The organism is Bartonella acomydis (assembly GCF_039543025.1).
Taxonomy (GTDB): domain Bacteria; phylum Pseudomonadota; class Alphaproteobacteria; order Rhizobiales; family Rhizobiaceae; genus Bartonella; species Bartonella acomydis.
On sequence record NZ_BAABIY010000039.1, the window covers coordinates 1 to 16,235 of the forward strand.

General features: G+C 34.6%; 11 protein-coding genes and 1 tRNA gene. 4 read left to right on the forward strand and 8 right to left on the reverse strand.

Annotated elements, in window-relative coordinates; translation table 11 throughout:
* Positions 1 to 356 precede the first annotated feature (356 nt).
* Positions 357 to 431: transfer RNA gene (locus ABD909_RS05730), tRNA-Gln, on the reverse strand.
* Between the two features lie 936 nt (positions 432 to 1,367).
* Here ABD909_RS05730 and ABD909_RS05735 point away from each other — a divergent pair.
* The gene (locus ABD909_RS05735; RefSeq protein ID WP_345096998.1) at positions 1,368 to 1,970 is read left to right on the forward strand and encodes a superoxide dismutase; all 603 of its coding nucleotides are present in this window, start codon (positions 1,368 to 1,370) and stop codon (positions 1,968 to 1,970) included.
* A gap of 78 nt (positions 1,971 to 2,048) precedes the next feature.
* Here ABD909_RS05735 and ABD909_RS05740 read toward each other — a convergent pair whose 3' ends face one another.
* Positions 2,049 to 4,142, reverse strand: a complete 2,094-nt coding sequence (locus ABD909_RS05740; protein ID WP_345096999.1) for a S9 family peptidase — start codon at positions 4,140 to 4,142, stop codon at positions 2,049 to 2,051.
* A gap of 838 nt (positions 4,143 to 4,980) precedes the next feature.
* Between ABD909_RS05740 and ABD909_RS05745 the strand changes: the two genes are divergently transcribed.
* The gene (locus ABD909_RS05745) at positions 4,981 to 5,418 is read left to right on the forward strand and encodes a Ros/MucR family transcriptional regulator (RefSeq protein WP_345097000.1); all 438 of its coding nucleotides are present in this window, start codon (positions 4,981 to 4,983) and stop codon (positions 5,416 to 5,418) included.
* 104 nt (positions 5,419 to 5,522) lie between these two features.
* On the opposite strand, the gene ABD909_RS05750 is transcribed toward ABD909_RS05745, so the two are convergent.
* Together ABD909_RS05750 and ABD909_RS05755 are read right to left on the reverse strand one after the other, a co-directional pair.
* A complete protein-coding gene (locus ABD909_RS05750) occupies positions 5,523 to 5,933 on the reverse strand; it encodes a SufE family protein (RefSeq protein WP_345097001.1) in 411 nt (136 codons plus the stop codon).
* 107 nt (positions 5,934 to 6,040) lie between these two features.
* The gene (locus ABD909_RS05755) at positions 6,041 to 6,412 is read right to left on the reverse strand and encodes a DUF5330 domain-containing protein (protein ID WP_345097002.1); all 372 of its coding nucleotides are present in this window, start codon (positions 6,410 to 6,412) and stop codon (positions 6,041 to 6,043) included.
* A 1,194-nt stretch (positions 6,413 to 7,606) separates the two neighbouring features.
* Between ABD909_RS05755 and ABD909_RS05760 the strand changes: the two genes are divergently transcribed.
* Positions 7,607 to 8,443 carry a peptidoglycan-binding domain-containing protein gene (locus ABD909_RS05760; RefSeq protein ID WP_345097003.1) on the forward strand — a complete coding sequence of 279 codons (837 nt, stop codon included), beginning with the start codon at positions 7,607 to 7,609 and terminating at the stop codon, positions 8,441 to 8,443.
* Positions 8,444 to 9,216: 773 nt separating this feature from the next.
* On the opposite strand, the gene ppdK is transcribed toward ABD909_RS05760, so the two are convergent.
* From ppdK to ABD909_RS05775, 3 genes are all read right to left on the reverse strand, one after another.
* The gene (gene ppdK, locus ABD909_RS05765; protein ID WP_345097004.1) at positions 9,217 to 11,883 is read right to left on the reverse strand and encodes a pyruvate, phosphate dikinase; all 2,667 of its coding nucleotides are present in this window, start codon (positions 11,881 to 11,883) and stop codon (positions 9,217 to 9,219) included.
* Between the two features lie 171 nt (positions 11,884 to 12,054).
* Entirely contained in the window at positions 12,055 to 12,711 is a 657-nt protein-coding gene (locus ABD909_RS05770; RefSeq protein WP_345097005.1) for a DsbA family protein, read from the reverse strand.
* 83 nt (positions 12,712 to 12,794) lie between these two features.
* The gene (locus tag ABD909_RS05775) at positions 12,795 to 13,295 is read right to left on the reverse strand and encodes a DUF721 domain-containing protein (protein ID WP_345097006.1); all 501 of its coding nucleotides are present in this window, start codon (positions 13,293 to 13,295) and stop codon (positions 12,795 to 12,797) included.
* 210 nt (positions 13,296 to 13,505) lie between these two features.
* On the opposite strand from ABD909_RS05775, the gene mutY reads away from it, so the two are divergent.
* The gene (gene mutY, locus ABD909_RS05780) at positions 13,506 to 14,564 is read left to right on the forward strand and encodes an A/G-specific adenine glycosylase (RefSeq protein ID WP_345097007.1); all 1,059 of its coding nucleotides are present in this window, start codon (positions 13,506 to 13,508) and stop codon (positions 14,562 to 14,564) included.
* Positions 14,565 to 14,860: 296 nt separating this feature from the next.
* On the opposite strand, the gene ABD909_RS05785 is transcribed toward mutY, so the two are convergent.
* Positions 14,861 to 15,949 carry a site-specific DNA-methyltransferase gene (locus ABD909_RS05785; RefSeq protein ID WP_425547951.1) on the reverse strand — a complete coding sequence of 363 codons (1,089 nt, stop codon included), beginning with the start codon at positions 15,947 to 15,949 and terminating at the stop codon, positions 14,861 to 14,863.
* Positions 15,950 to 16,235 lie beyond the last annotated feature (286 nt).

The following is a 16,235-nucleotide window of genomic DNA, read 5'->3' on the forward strand; positions in this document are numbered from 1 at the left end:
GCGACATGCAGCAACATGTATTCCCCGACCAGCATCACTGTTATGCTGTCCGACGCAACACAGATGGCGGAATGAGAAAAATCACCCGCAAATCTTGCTATAGAACACAAGCCCCATCCGAATAGTTCCATAAAGCAAGTGCGCATAAGTCATTTTAAACCCTATGCTTATGAAAAAAACTTTTAAAAAGACTATTTGAACAATAGCAATTGTAAAAGAAAAACTCACCACATTGAGAACAACGCCCTACAGATGGATATTTCTCAATTTACCGACTGGTACTAACAGTAATAAATTATTAAGAGGTTTAATTCACTCTCAAGCAAAACTGTGTCTTGACTGATTTCATTAAAGTATGGCTGGGGTACCTGGATTCGAACCAGGGAATGCCGGTACCAAAAACCGGTGCCTTACCGCTTGGCTATACCCCAAAAGAAAAACACACTCACAATATTTTTGCACCTTATAGCGATTCCTGTGAATGTGCGCAATATCTGAAAATCAAAGCTTTTACTTTTTTAGCATAAAATTTTAAAATCATATCCCTTTTGCATTGATGCAAAATTCATCACAGAAACCTAATTATTGGCTTTTATTTTAATACAAGAAACAGCTATAATCCATCAGTTATTTTGTATTTTTATAATTTTCTTATTCATTTTATGGCAGAAAAAAATACAAATTTTGTACTTGACTGATGTATTTATGATTATCTTAGACTCTTTTCTTAATGTACTCAAACCCAAGCTCTTTGAAATAAAGCAGGAAAACAGAGAAGCTCTGTTTGTTAATCATTTTTTGTCGTTTTAATTATGTTTTAATCGTATTTTCGATTTTTTGTTGTGCAATCGTACAATAACGCATCTTTCTCCACTTAAACATTGAGTATAATACGTGACAAATAGTTAGTTGATCATAGACAAGCGCATTTGAGATTAATATCAATTATCAAATGCTATCGAACTTATAAAAGTTTCTAAATTCTATAGTAGCTGCCCCAAATAAATGCTAAGATTTCGTTCGCAAAATACTGTAATAAAGGCAATTCTATAAGCATATGAGTAGGATAGAAAATATTTTATGTGGTGTTTAGATATTTTCAAGAAAAACAATAAGCATGGCATACTATGATTTAAAATGATCATTGATTTTTGTTAGTCCAAAAATGGAAAATTTTTCAAAAGCAGTCTTTATAAATTAATGATATTTTTCTTGTTCAAGCGTGTATGCTAAGAAACACTTTTATGAAGAGATCGTCATCAAAATTTTAACTTAAGTAGCTATTCAACATTTGCTTTTAGATGCTGTAAATGGCAAATTAAATTTGTGGAGTGAGCTTAAGTAATTAGAATCAAGGAGATTTTTAAATGGCTTTTGAATTGGCCCCATTGCCGTATGATTATGATGCCCTTTCGCCTTATATGTCACGCGAAACGCTTGAATATCATCATGATAAACATCACCTCGCTTATCTTACCAATACCAATAATTTTATGAAAGATTTAGGCTTAGAAAATGAAAGTCTGGAAGATATCGTAAAAAAAAGTTTTGGAAAAAATATTGGATTGTTTAATAATGCAGCGCAATATTACAACCATAACCATTTTTGGCTTTGGATGAAAAAAGGTGGAGGTGGACAGAAACTTCCTGAAAAGTTAGCAAAAGCTATTGAAGCAGATCTAGGTGGATATGACAAATTCCGCGCTGATTTTATTGCAGCTGGCATTTCCCAATTTGCTTCTGGATGGGCATGGGTTGCTTTTAAAAATGGTAAGCTTGAAATTATGAAAACACCTAATGGTGAAAATCCTTTAGTTCATGGTGCCTGGCCTATTTTGGGTGTTGATGTATGGGAGCATTCTTATTATATTGACTACCGCAATGCGCGTCCGAAATATCTTGAGGCTTTTGTAGATCATCTCATTAATTGGGACTATGTTTTGAAACTTTATGAAGATTGTGAATTTTAAACTTTAATGTTCAATGCTTTATGAAAGGCTTCATAAACTCAAAATTATAAAGTCTTTCATAAAGATAAAAATGCTTGATTAACAATGGTTTTTTCCCGCTATTTTTAGAATATATGCGTAAATATATGCGATTTCTTCTAGCTTTGAAAAACGTCCCGCCGCTCCTGCATGGCCTGAATCCATATTAATACGTAATAAAATCGCATTATCGTCCGTTTTTAAATCTCTTAATTTTGCCACCCATTTCGCAGGTTCCCAGTAGGTTACACGAGGATCAGTTAATCCTGCAATTGCAAGTATAGGAGGATATTTTTGCGCTTTAACATTATCATAAGGTGAATAGGAAGCAATAAGCTTATAATCCTCTTCTGATTCAAGAGGATTTCCCCATTCTGGCCACTCAGGGGGAGTTAATGGCAGCGAAGCGTCTAACATAGTTGTTAAAACATCAACAAAAGGTACATTCGCTACAATTCCAGCAAAATCCTGTGGAGCTATATTAGCAATAGCCCCCATCAACATCCCCCCTGCCGAACCACCATGAGCAATAAGCCGGTCGTGAGAAGTGAAGTTATTATTTACAAGATAACGTCCACAAGCAATAAAATCTGTAAATGTATTATGTTTAAAAGAGTGTTTTCCTTTCTCATACCATTCAACTCCCTTTTCTTTTCCTCCACGAATATGGGCAATAGCATAAATAAAACCTCTATTCACCAAAGAAAGTACATTGCTATTAAAACTAGCTGGGATGGAAATACCATAAGCACCATAACCATAAAGCAAACAAGGTGCACTACCATTAAGAGCTGTTGTTTTATGATAAACGAGAGAAATAGGAACTTCTTCCCCATCATCTGCTATCGCTTTAATGCGTCGTGTTATATACTCATCTTGATTATGCCCAGAGGGAATGATTTGCGTTTTCAAAAGCATTCGTTTGCGATTTTTCATCTCATAGTCAAACACTTGATCAGGTGTTGTCATAGACGAGTAGGAAAAGCGAATGGTTTGACTGTTATATTCTGCCGCTCCTTGTAAACTTAACGCATAAGCCTCTTCAGTAAAAGCAATGGAGTGAATTTGTTTCGTAGTACGCTCCATAATTTTTATCCGAGGAAGCCCTTCAAAACGTTCAAGCCAGATAAGAAAATCTTGATAAGCATCATGAGATAATATCAGACATCCAAGTTGATGTGGTATAAGTTCAGACCAATTTTCTGATTGCGGAGATGTCGTTGGTGCTACCATAATCTTAAAATCTTTTGCTTTATCTAAATTGGTCAAAATATAAAAGACATCACCACCTTCTGTAAGGTAATATTCAATACCTTTTTGTCTTTTCCGTATACATTGAGGAACAGAAAGAGGTTCTTTAGCGGAAATCAACCAAATCTCTGAGGTTTCATGATCATGAATATTAATATAAATAACGTCGTTAAGCTTAGAACCACTTACATGTAAGAAAAATCCTGGATTATCTTCACAGAAAATAAGCTTATCTTCCGATTGGTTTGTGTTCAATTGGTGATAATAAAGCTCTGAAGGTCGGTGGTTTTCATCCATCTTCGTATAAAAAAAACCTTCAGATTTAGCATCCCAAACAATCTGTCCGGATGTATCAGTAACCACGTCTATATGGTCAGACAATGTTTCTAAATTACGAATTCTAGCCGTGTAAAATTCTGATCCTTTATCATCATAGGTCCAAACAACATGTGTATGGTCAGGAGATTCTTGAACTGAGCCAAAATTAAAATATTCTTTACCTTCAGCTAAAGCATCTCCATTAAGATAGACGCTTTTCTCTCCACCATTCCTTGGTGTACGAAAATAATGTGGTTGCTGACCTCCAGTAATATAAGAGAATCCGTAAGCAAAAGGCCCATTTTTTATAGGAACGGAACTATCATTCTCTTGAATACGGCTTTTCATTTCAGCGAAAAGTAAATCTTGTAATGATTTTGTATCAGCCATCTGAGCTGCCTGATAAGCATTTTCCTTTTCGAGGTGATGTCTAATATTTGCGTCAAGACAGCTAGTTTTTTTTAAAACATCTTGCCAATTAGATGCACGTAACCAATGATAAGAATCATCACGATAAATACCATGATGCATTTCTTGATAAACAATTTTTGAAGCTTTAGGAGGAAGTACAAAAGAGCAGGTCATACACAATCCTACATATAAAGATATTAAGAATTTCATTGATATGTTAGAATCACAACATATATGCAAGTATGTCTTTGCATAATTTCTACTTAACAACAAAGAGAGAAGAGCTGTAATAGTTTTTACAATTATACACTATATTTCTGTTATTATATCACAGAGACCATTTTTATAGAAGCGATACGCTAAAAAATAAGGCTATTTGATAGCAAAATTGAATTTTTTTTAAATAGTAAAACTGACTTTTTGATATATATAAGTTAAGTTCTGTTTTGGAATTGTATACAAATATTAGAAAAAGAAAAGACCTTTTTATGCTATGTGACTAGTAATTTATTATTTTGTGATATTTTTATTTTTTTATATAGTGAAATCATTGCAATATTTTATTTTCTTCATCATATTTTTGAATATTAAAAATCAATTAATCTTTTTTTTAGTCTTAAAAAAGAGATTTTATAAGAAATATTTAACTTTGAAAATAAAATATTAATTCTTTAGAAGATAAATTAATATTTTATTTCTAAATTTTCTATATAACAAATAAATTTGTTATATATATTTAAAAAATCTATGAGAGAATTTGTTTTATACGTGAATTTTATAGAATAAAACTATATTTTAATATCCAATAAGTTGGTTCTTCTTACCGGATATTATGACTAAAAAGAGGTATTTATTTGATTTTTTTGTGTTTTGGCAATTTTATAGAATAATTGAATTGACAAAAAAGATTTTTGTACAATATGAAACTCATGTGCATGAGATCTCTGTATCGTGAGTATATGTGCTGTATCTCGATTTTAAATTACTCGATTCTAAATTAAAGGAAACAAGAATGGAACATCGTCCAGTCTTAGAGACTGAAAGCAATTTAGTTATTACATTGGTTGCTGATATTGTTGCTGCCTACGTAAGTAATAATTCTATCCGACCGACTGAAGTACCAAGTTTGATTGCTGATGTCCATGCCGCTTTTCGTAAAGCGGGGAATGTAGAATTAACAGAAAGCGAAGTTGAAAAGCAAAGGCCTGCTGTTAACCCAAAACGTTCGATTTTTCCGGATTATCTCATTTGCCTTGAAGATGGAAAAAAGTTTAAGTCTTTAAAACGTCATCTCATGACACATTATGGAATGTTGCCAGAAGAATATCGTGAAAAGTGGCAGTTAGACAGTTCTTATCCTATGGTTGCGCCTAATTATGCAAAGGCACGTTCAGCTTTAGCAAAAGAAATGGGACTTGGGCGCAAAAGCAAACGGAAGAAAAATAAATAATTGTATTTTTAAAACAAGTGGGTATTTAAGGTTTGTAAAAATATCTTTTTGTAGATGTGTTTTTTGTGAAGTTTTTGCATATTTTTTGTTATGGAACGTTAATTCTATAGATAACTTTCTTTACGAATTCGTTCAATCATCGATTTAAGACCATTTGAGCGTTGTGGTGTAAGGTTGTCATTTAAACCAAGTGTTTTAAAGAGTTTCTCAGCATCAGCGTTGCGGATTTCAGAGGCTTTTTTTCCAGAATAAAAGGCAAGAAGAATATAGATAAGCCCACGCACAATGTGTGCATCAGAATCCCCTTGAAATGTTATTGTTGGATTTTCTGCATGATTACGTGAAGATAAAAGCCATACTTGGCTAACACAACCAGGCACTTTATGTGCTTCATTTCGAGCACTTTCAGGGAAAGGTGGCAATTCATGTCCAAGTTCAATCACGTAACGATAACGATCTTCCCAATTATCTAAAAGAGAAAAATTTTCTATAATCTCATCAATCGTTTCTGCCATAATATTAATCCTGCCCTATTTTGCTAATTATATTGAATGTAATTATTTTACAGATAAAACTTATTCTTCTTAGCTTAGCACCAATGATGAATGCTAAAAATCTTATTTCAAGGTAATGCTTTATGTTTCTGTGTGGATTGTTGTGTGCCTGTCTTGGGAATGACATTTGAGGGAGCTGCCATCTTCTTGTCATCCAATATACGCCCAAAATACTCATAAGCTGCTCGTGCACCATCATATGCACGCTCGCCAAGTGAGCTTAAAAATGACTTGCTAACTTTGCAGGCTTCTATATTACGGTCACAGAATTTTCCTAAATCATTTAAAGCTTGCCTAAAAGCCATAATCAGTTCACTCGTTGTTGCCTCATTATTTCTTTGAGAAGAGGTTTCATTATTACTTGGTTTTGCTACAAAAAATGAAATGATGACAAAAACAAAAAATAAAAGAAATAATAATTTGATTAAAAAACGTATCATAAGAAGCCAATGTACCGAAATTATAAATGAAGCAAAAACAACAATCTATACCTTTCTTCTTTATAAAAAATTTATAAAATTACCATTTTATAAAATTGAGCATTTGTTTAGCAAATTTATATCATTGATGATGGAGCTTGTGCAAAATGAGCGGCATTCTTTATTTATTTATTTAAAAGTGAACATCAAAATTGTACAGATAAAAAAAGAGCTTTTAAAATCTGCAAGCTTATACTTTCATTATATAATTATAGCTAAATGTATAGCAACAAAAAACAATGCGTTATAACTATGATATATGAGAATTATAATACAATATAATATTTTGATTTATAATAATAATTTATTATTCCGTATATTGAATGTAAGCCTCTAACACGGTCATATCCTCTTATTTTAAAACCTCCTGTATTAAAGCAATCTTTTTCTTTTCTGATGCGCAAAGATGACGAACATATGGATCATAACGCTTTAAGAAATAAAATGCCTCTTATGAATACTCTCAAATGTAAAGGATATCACAACACTGCAAGCTAACAAAGAATACGATGGTGCTCTCTTGTCACACATTACAATTTTCTGTTTTATAAAAAAGCACCATTATAAAACTATCAAAGTGAAAAAGGAACCTATAGATATTTTTAACGCTACACGTGTTAATATCTATAAAATTTATCGAATATACGTAAGGAGTATTTATGCTAAAATATGTATGGTATTAGAGGAAAATTATGTTCATGACACCATTCTATAAGGATATAACCTCTATACGCATGAGGTATTTGAAAGAGATATATACTGTTATCAGTTCCGTAATGTGATAGGCAAGTTATTTTAACTTAATCTCAAATACTGCCAGATATATTGCATAAAAAATGAGAAAATAACATGGCACTTTATTAATTTGATGACGATATGTGACGAAACAATTTATTAAGTGTAAAAAATGCTATCGCAAAATTTGAAATTCTTTTTACACCTATTAACAATGCTATAAAATATAAAATTAAAAAATTTGATGAGGAGTATTGTTTATTTATCAGCTTATAAATTTATATGACACACTCATTCATTTTTTTAATTTATAAGGAAAGAGTAGGGATAAATATGCATCTCCTTCTCGTTGGGCATGAAAATAATTCATATTCGCTTCTATGTAAGAAACAATCATAATTGGAATAAAAAATAAAAATAATGACAAAAAGAAGAAAGACGTGTAGAATAAAAAACGTGAAAAAGCGTAAATACTATAGCAGTATTGTTATAAGCTTTTTTCTTATGAACATTCGTTTTCTTTTTTGGGTAGCAAAAAAACTTTATTTTTATACACGTAAAAATACTCTTTTTTTCGTTGGATTCTTTCTCTTTGCCATTAGTTTTGTATTTGTTTCATTTAATGCTTTATTTTCGCAAATGACAATGCAACAGGGTAGCTTTACTAAAATGAAATTTACATTTGTTCCAGAAATAGAGAAAAATTCGACTTTATCTGAAAAAAAAGCAAAACTTCGCGCAGTTTATCATATGCCTTCTATGCCTTCTTCAAACCAACTTCATAAAAACTCATCATCGCATTCTCTGTCAGAAAATACACTGAAAATGCAAAATAAATTGGCAAAACTAGGACTTTATGATGGTCCTTTAGATGGAATAGAGGGTCCTAAAACACGTCGCGCCATAACACTCTGGAGACAACAAACTGCACAAGAGATGCAAAATAGTATTTCACCCAGTACTATAACAGATGAAATTGCAATATTAATTCAACAAAGTGAAATGGAAAACGCAAATGAAACAAAAGATATACCACACTCAACAAAACCTGTTTTAAATTCTCCTGCGGCAGATATTATACAAGTACAAAAAGCTTTACGCATTTTTGGTAATCAGGAAGTTATCGTCACAGGTGTAGAAGATAAAAAGACAAGAGAAGCTTTAAAACAATTTCAAAAAATGTTTGATCTTCCTATAACAGGTAAGATTGATCGTATGGTTTTGGTGAAAATGCGTGAAGTTGGTTTGTTGAATTGAAGACAAACATATGTTTTCTCAAGCAAACACTCACAACAGAGCGATAATGTACTCTTCTTCTCTTCCGTATAGTTTTTTTATAAATATATCAAAGGCACTCTTCTTTTTCCCATACATAAACTCATAACGCATCCTAGACTTTTTTACCTTTTAGAAAAGAAAATAAAGAATATGTACAATTTATTCTGTATATTTAGGTTAGTATATTGATTTAATAATTATTCTTTTTGCAATTTGCATAAGAACCCCTACATACAGAAACATTCTTTTATTTTAAAGCCTTCAGTTCAGCATTAAAAAACATTTAAGAAAAGCATAAAATACCTTATGAAACAGTCTAGTATAAAAGCAATAGCAACCTTAAAAGTTGGCAAATAGAGTAACAATTTAAATTTATACCTTCATAAGCGTAAATATGGCAGTACACAAAGAATTTTATGTACACTACCCATTAGATAATATAATGAGAAGAGTATTAAATCCAGTTGAAATATTACTATAAATTTATGATTTAGCTATGCAACGAGCAAGCTGTTCTTTGTAAAAGTGTGCCTTTTTTTTAACATTACTAAAAAAGCACACACTAGAAGCGTGTCTATAATGATTATTCACCTTTTATTGCTATAGACTTATCAAAAATATACTTTCCTTTCATGACATACCACTTATAGCGTATCTTAGAAATAGCTTTTCTCCTTCATACAAAAATAAAGAAGCTGTAATAATTTATTTCGGCGTATGACAGTCACTATACAATTAAAAATATTAATCCATTATATTCTTTTAGCTATTGTAGCCTGTGCTGCTGCTAAACGTGCAATTGGTACTCGAAAAGGAGAACACGAAACATAATCGAGAGCATTTTCTTCACACAAAGCAATAGAAGCAGGATCGCCACCATGTTCACCGCAAATTCCCAATTTTATTTTTGCACGCCGTGAACGACCACGCTGTGCCGAAAGTGCAATAAGTTCCCCTACTCCATCACGATCAATGGATACAAAAGGGTCTTGTTCTAAAAGCCCTTTTTGAAAATAGGTTTCCAAAAAAGGTGCGGCATCATCACGAGAAATACCAAAAGTGGTTTGTGTCAAATCATTTGTTCCAAATGAAAAAAATTCTGCAGTCTCTGCAATTTCATCTGCTCGAAGTGCTGCTCTTGGAAGTTCAATCATCGTCCCAACCATGTAGTGGATATTGCTTCCCTTTTCCTTCATCACCTCAACAGCCACATGATCAATACGAGCTTTTACAAAATCAAGTTCAGATTTAAGTGCAACAAGTGGTACCATAATTTCAAGCATAACAGGAGAGCCTGATTTTTGAGCAGCTTCTGCTGCTGCTTCAAAAATTGCTCGTGCTTGCATTTCTGCAATTTCTGGATAAGTAATAGCCAAACGGCATCCGCGTAATCCAAGCATAGGATTAAACTCGTGCAATTGTTGTGCACGTTCAGCAAGCACTTCAGGAGAAACTCTCATAGCTGTTGCAACTTCAAGAATTTCTGCATCGGTTTTTGGTAAAAATTCATGTAGTGGTGGATCTAGTAAGCGAATAGTAACAGGCAAACCATACATAATTTCAAACAATTCGACAAAATCTGATCGCTGCATTGGCAAAAGTTTATCCAATGCTTTACGACGACCACTTTCATCATTGCTTAAAATCATTTCACGCATAGCAACGATACGTTCACCAGAAAAAAACATATGTTCCGTACGGCAAAGTCCAATACCCTCAGCTCCAAAGGAACGCCCCATACGTGCATCAGAGGGCGTTTCAGCATTAGCGCGAACTCTTATCCGCCGCATTTCATCAGCCCATTCCATTAACTTTGCAAAATCTCCACAAAGCTCTGGTTGTAACATGGCAACCTTCCCTTTTAAAACTTCTCCGCTTCCACCATCAATCGTGATGATATCACCCTTTTTAAAACTTTGCCCTGAAACAAACATTGTATCTGTATTATAATCAATCCTTATACTACCAGCCCCAGAAATACACGGCTTTCCCATACCACGCGCCACAACAGCGGCATGGCTCGTCATACCACCACGCGTAGTTAAAATTCCTTCTGCAGCATGCATCCCATGAATATCTTCCGGGCTTGTTTCTACACGAACCAAAATAACTTTGCGGCCTTCTGCTGACACATTTTCTGCCTCTTCCGAAGTAAAAACAATTTCTCCCGTTGCCGCTCCTGGAGAAGCAGGTAAACCACGTGCAACAACAAAACGTTCTGCTTTAGGATCAAGGGTGGGATGAAGAAGTTGGTCAAGCGATTTTGCATCAATGCGCATCACCGCCTCTTCAGGGCTTATCAAACCCTCTTCAACCATTTCAGTCGCCATCTTTAGTGCCGCACGAGCCGTACGTTTTCCTGAACGCGTTTGCAACATCCATAATTTACCTTTTTCAATGGTAAATTCAAGGTCTTGCATATCCTTATAATGCTGTTCAAGCTTCTGTGCGATCTGACATAGCTTTAAAAAAGCTTCCGGCATAACTTTTTCCAAAGATGGCTTATTTGAACCAGCAATAATACGCGCATCTTCTGTGATATTTTGAGGAGTTCGAATGCCCGCTACAACATCTTCACCCTGTGCATCTAATAGAAATTCACCATAAAGCTCTTTTTTCCCTGTTGATGGATTGCGTGTAAAAGCAACACCTGTTGCTGAATCATCCCCCATATTGCCAAAAACCATCGCTTGCACATTAACTGCTGTTCCCCAACTTTCCGGAATATTATGTAAACGGCGGTAAGTCACGGCACGTGCTGTCATCCAACTGGAAAAAACTGCTCCAATTGCCCCCCACAATTGTTGTTCAGGATCTTGCGGAAAAGGCTTCCCTAATTTTTCTTCTACATATGTCTTATAAGAAACAATAATAGCTTTCCAATCATCTGCCGTCATTTCTGTATCAATACTATAACCATTGCGCGCTTTCGATTCGTCAAGAATCTCTTCAAAATACGAATGGTCCAATCCTAAAACAACATTAGAATACATTTGAATAAAACGACGGTAACTATCATAAGCAAAACGTTCATTACTGGTTTGTAAGGCAATTGCTTTTACAGTCGCATCATTCATACCAAGATTGAGCACTGTATCCATCATTCCTGGCATAGAAGCCCTAGCACCTGAGCGAACAGAAAGTAAAAGAGGCCTTTTTTCATTGCCAAATTCACGTCCTGTTTGTTCACCAATACGTTTTAGTGCTTGCTTGACAACTTCTTGTAATTCTTCTGGATATGATTTTTTATGTGTATAATAAAAATTACAAACTTCCGTTGTAAGAGTGAAACCAGGAGGTACAGGCAAACCAAGATTACTCATTTCCGCCAAATTCGCCCCTTTGCCACCGAGAAGATTGCGCTTGCTTGCACTTCCTTCCGCACGGCCATCCCCAAAACTATAAACCCATTTTGCCATCGCACAATTCCTCTTATATAAACATCAAAATATCATGTGATCCCACTTAACCACCAAAAACAATGATTCGATCAACAGTAATCCAAAAAATATTGCTTTAATAAATACCCCCCACCCTTTCAAAAGGGCAATGACTACAACTATCAAACCCCATTTTCATGTAGAAAAAACTTAATTTTTAAGAAAACCGTCAATTACCGAAGAGAAATTTTCTACTGACATGACACCTTCATACTTATTACCATTAATAAAGAAAGTAGGTGTTGCTGTAACACCAAGCTCTTTACCACGCTCAAAAGAAGCGTTCACTTCATCCAAAAGGGTCTGATTTTTTAGACAAGAAGTAAAACTCTCCTCTGTAAAACCTGCCATTAAGCCAATTTTCTTTAACGGTGTCAGAGCATCTCTTCCCCAAACCCACTCAGACTGTTTTTGAAATAAAACTTCTATCAAAGGAAAATAGCGATCTTCAGGTGCACAGCGTGCCAACATAAAACCTGCTGTTGCTCGAGGATCAAACGCATATTCTCGAAAAATAAACCTTACTTTTCCCGTTTTTATATATTTTTTACGAATTTGAGGAAGTACATCATTATAAAAACTCGCACAATGAATACAAGTTAGCGAAGCATACTCAACAATTGTTACTGGCGCATCCTCCTCTCCTTCAAACCGATCCTTCACTTTTCCTGACTGAAGAACCCCTACCATATCAACAGTTGAAACCAGTTTAGCATTACTAGCAAAAACAGAAGTTACACTGATTTGCGCAGTTGCCATTAAGAAAAAAATTACCCCGAAAGACAAAAAAGAACGATACTTTAGCATAAATAATACTTTTCTGTTGTTATTAAACGAATAAGAATCCCACTTTCTTTCATATAATAAAGGAGAATATATAAAATATCTTGTTATTTATTATTTTTTTCTGCGAAAATGCAACAGCCAAGTTTATAAAGTGATTGGCGTAGATTGTTATTTTTAACTTCCTTAAGCATTTTTTCTATGTGTTTTTTGTCTTTTTCACTGGGTTCTTGCCTCATCAGCAAATGATTTGTGGGAATAGAGACAGATCCTTGCTCAATCTTGATACGATCAATCGCCACATAACCAAAAAAAACATTAATTCTATGGAGTAATTCCTCTGTTTCATGCATTAATTTTAAGGCAGCAAATCCTTCACATGCCACAACAAGTGTTGCAGGTTGAAAAATTTCATCTTGTATAGCACTATATTTCCAAATAATTTTAAGCGGCATTGTATGTTCACTAATATCATAGCCTACAATTTGTGGCCAATGCTCTATAAGTGCTACATTAAGCCCTGTCCGTTTACGTAAAACTGGATCAAGCATTTTAGACACCGTCTCAGAAAGAGAATAAAAATGACGCTTTTTAAATTGTTTGTTCATTTTCCTCAATCATTCTTCAGCCATGTATTCAATTATAATAGTTTTTTTCATCTAAACGCCACTTCTCAAAATACCTCATCAAAGATCAATAAAGCTCAATTATTGTCTAGCCAAAATCTTTAATAATAAAGTGACAAAAATAAACCATGGATTGCAAAACAAATGCTTTTTTCTTTTGCATTTTATATCTCCCTGTGATGGAAAACAATCATGCATGAAATTTCTTCGCGCCTCCTCTCTTGGTACGATCAAAAACATCGACATTTACCATGGCGTATTACCCCTGAAGAACAAGCACGAGGTATCCGTCCTGATCCTTATCGCGTTTGGCTTTCTGAAATCATGCTTCAACAAACAACTGTTGAAGCTGTAAAACCTTATTTTCAAAAATTTATGAAACTGTGGCCTGATCTTTCTTCTTTAGCAACAGCCTCACAAGATGATATCATGAAAGCATGGGCTGGTCTTGGTTATTACTCACGTGCACGCAATCTTAGAAAATGTGCGAGGCAGCTTGTTGAAAACTATGCAGGACAATTTCCGCAATCTGTAAAAGCATTGCGCGCCCTATCTGGTATTGGAGATTACACTGCCGCAGCCATTGCTGCAATTGCTTTTAACCAGCCTATCGCTGTTGTTGATAGTAATGTCGAACGTGTAGTCACCCGCCTTTTTGCTATCGCTTCAATACTGCCAAAAGCAAAAGCTGAAATCAAAGAAAAAACACAAGAAATTACTGCTTTAAATCGTCCTGGCGATTTTGCTCAAGCAATGATGGATCTGGGAGCAGCCATTTGTACACCACGTAAACCATCTTGTTACATTTGTCCTCTTCAAACTTTGTGCCAAGCAGAAAAGATGCAAAAAACTGAATCTTTTCCAGTTAAAGCACCTAAAAAAGAACGTCCTACAAAAACTGGTGTTGCTTTTGTTGTACTGAATAAAAATCGACAAATATATCTGGAAAAACGACAAGGCAAAAAGCTTCTCGGTGGAATGACCCAAATTCCTAACAATATAGGAATAAATAACGAAAACGGGCTCCAAAATGCTCCTTTCTCTGCCAACTGGCAATTTAAAGGACAAATTATACATGTTTTTACCCACTTTTCTCTGAAACTCGACGTTTACTATACCACGACTGTTCACGGTATGAATCAGAAAAATGGCTGGTGGTGTGACATTCAGCACCTTGGCGAAGAAGCACTTCCTACTGTTATAAAAAAAGCCATTGCTATAGCAGTTCCCGATTCCTTTGAACTAAAATAATTCTTAACCACTTTGAAAATGAAGTTTTGGGTTCAATATGTCATGTCATTTTATAAGAAGCATCGATTTATAAATAATAATCCATGATTGTGTAACTTAAAGAAAAGCTGCACTGTAAACTTTTCTCATTTAAAATCCGCCCATGATATATCAGAAAAAATTCTCTGCTTGCAGATTACAAACAGAATTAAGCTATATACAAAAAGTGTTTTACAAAAAAAGCAAATACGCCTCTTTTATAAGTCATATCAATATAAATTAAGAGCTAAAAATATAAATGATACTGTCCGTTTAGTTCACACAATGCCTGTTTTTAACATCTGTGAACGTATGATCATTCTTAAATTATCTATAGGCTTCAACCTCCCATTTTCCTGATAATACCAAAAGGTCCAACCATTACAGCTTTGCGAATCTTGCGCTTTTCGCCCCATTGCATGAATAGAACCAGCCTCACCGCCATGCATGATCGTACCATCAGCCCTTACAATAGCAGATACTTGCTTTTTGCGATCATAAAGAACTTCTCCAGGGTAGAGTAAACCCGCTTCAAGCAAATTGTTAAATGCTACACGTGGTTCTGCTTTTTTTCTATCCAAAATCGCCAATTCTGGTTTATCTAAAGGTTTAACCGCTGCAATCCTTTCACATGCCGCATCAATATAATCTTGTTCGCGTTCAATTCCTACAAAATCACGTCCCAAAAGTTTAGCAACAGCGCCTGTCGTCCCCGAACCAAAGAATGGATCAAGAATGACATCTCCAGGCTTACTAGACGCCATAATAATACGGGCTAATAAAGCTTGTGGCTTTTGTGTTGGATGCAATTTACGCCCTGCTTCATCTTTTAAACGTTCAGTACCAGTACAAAGAGGAAAAAGCCAATCTGAACGCATTTGTAAATCTTCATTGGCAGCTTTTAAAGCATCATAATTAAACGTATATTTTTTATCCTTTTGATCTCGGACAGCCCAAATAAGTGTCTCATGAGCATTTTGAAAGCGACGCCCTCGAAAATTAGGCATGGGGTTATTTTTACGCCAAATAATATCATTAAGTACCCAAAAACCTAAATCTTGTAATGCCGTACCAACACGAAAAATATTATGGTAAGATCCTATAACCCAAAGCGTCCCATTGGGTTTTAATACACGACGACACGCAAGCAACCATGCACGCGTAAAAGCATCATAAGCAGCAAAACTCTCAAACTGATCCCATGCATCATCAACTGCATCAACAAGTGAATGATCTGGACGGTAGAGTGCCCCATCCAATTGCAAATTATAAGGAGGATCCGCAAAAATCACATCAACAGAATGTTTTGGAAGTTTTTCCAGTACTGCAACACAATCTCCTTTGAAAATTTTATTGCGCCATGGCATCTGTGAGGAAGTACGAATGAAATCTTTTTGAAGATGAATAACTGTCATGAAAAACCCAACAAAATGAACTAAATTTGCCCTATAATCAACCAAAATGGTTTATAGGCCCGCATTATTCGTTCATATTTACAAAATAGAGTAAACGTATCGTTAAACTTTTGCAAAATTGATATTTATTTTTACTCTTTCAAGAAAAGTAACGGAATTTCATACTGACAAATCGCTATTTTTCTTTCCTTCAATGTACTATTCTCATATTTTGCATTTTATCGAATGAATAAGAATC

Excerpts from the sequence above, each read along its gene's own strand:
- ABD909_RS05735 (WP_345096998.1), top strand. The coding sequence starts at position 1,368 with ATGGCTTTTGAATTGGCCCCATTGCCGTATGATTATGATGCCCTTTCG.
- ABD909_RS05740 (WP_345096999.1), bottom strand. The coding sequence starts at position 4,142 with ATGACCTGCTCTTTTGTACTTCCTCCTAAAGCTTCAAAAATTGTTTAT.
- ABD909_RS05745 (WP_345097000.1), top strand. The coding sequence starts at position 4,981 with ATGGAACATCGTCCAGTCTTAGAGACTGAAAGCAATTTAGTTATTACA.
- ABD909_RS05750 (WP_345097001.1), bottom strand. The coding sequence starts at position 5,933 with ATGGCAGAAACGATTGATGAGATTATAGAAAATTTTTCTCTTTTAGAT.
- ABD909_RS05755 (WP_345097002.1), bottom strand. The coding sequence starts at position 6,412 with ATGATACGTTTTTTAATCAAATTATTATTTCTTTTATTTTTTGTTTTT.
- ABD909_RS05760 (WP_345097003.1), top strand. The coding sequence starts at position 7,607 with ATGACAAAAAGAAGAAAGACGTGTAGAATAAAAAACGTGAAAAAGCGT.
- ppdK (WP_345097004.1), bottom strand. The coding sequence starts at position 11,883 with ATGGCAAAATGGGTTTATAGTTTTGGGGATGGCCGTGCGGAAGGAAGT.
- ABD909_RS05770 (WP_345097005.1), bottom strand. The coding sequence starts at position 12,711 with ATGCTAAAGTATCGTTCTTTTTTGTCTTTCGGGGTAATTTTTTTCTTA.
- ABD909_RS05775 (WP_345097006.1), bottom strand. The coding sequence starts at position 13,295 with ATGAACAAACAATTTAAAAAGCGTCATTTTTATTCTCTTTCTGAGACG.
- mutY (WP_345097007.1), top strand. The coding sequence starts at position 13,506 with ATGCATGAAATTTCTTCGCGCCTCCTCTCTTGGTACGATCAAAAACAT.
- ABD909_RS05785 (WP_425547951.1), bottom strand. The coding sequence starts at position 15,949 with ATGCCATGGCGCAATAAAATTTTCAAAGGAGATTGTGTTGCAGTACTG.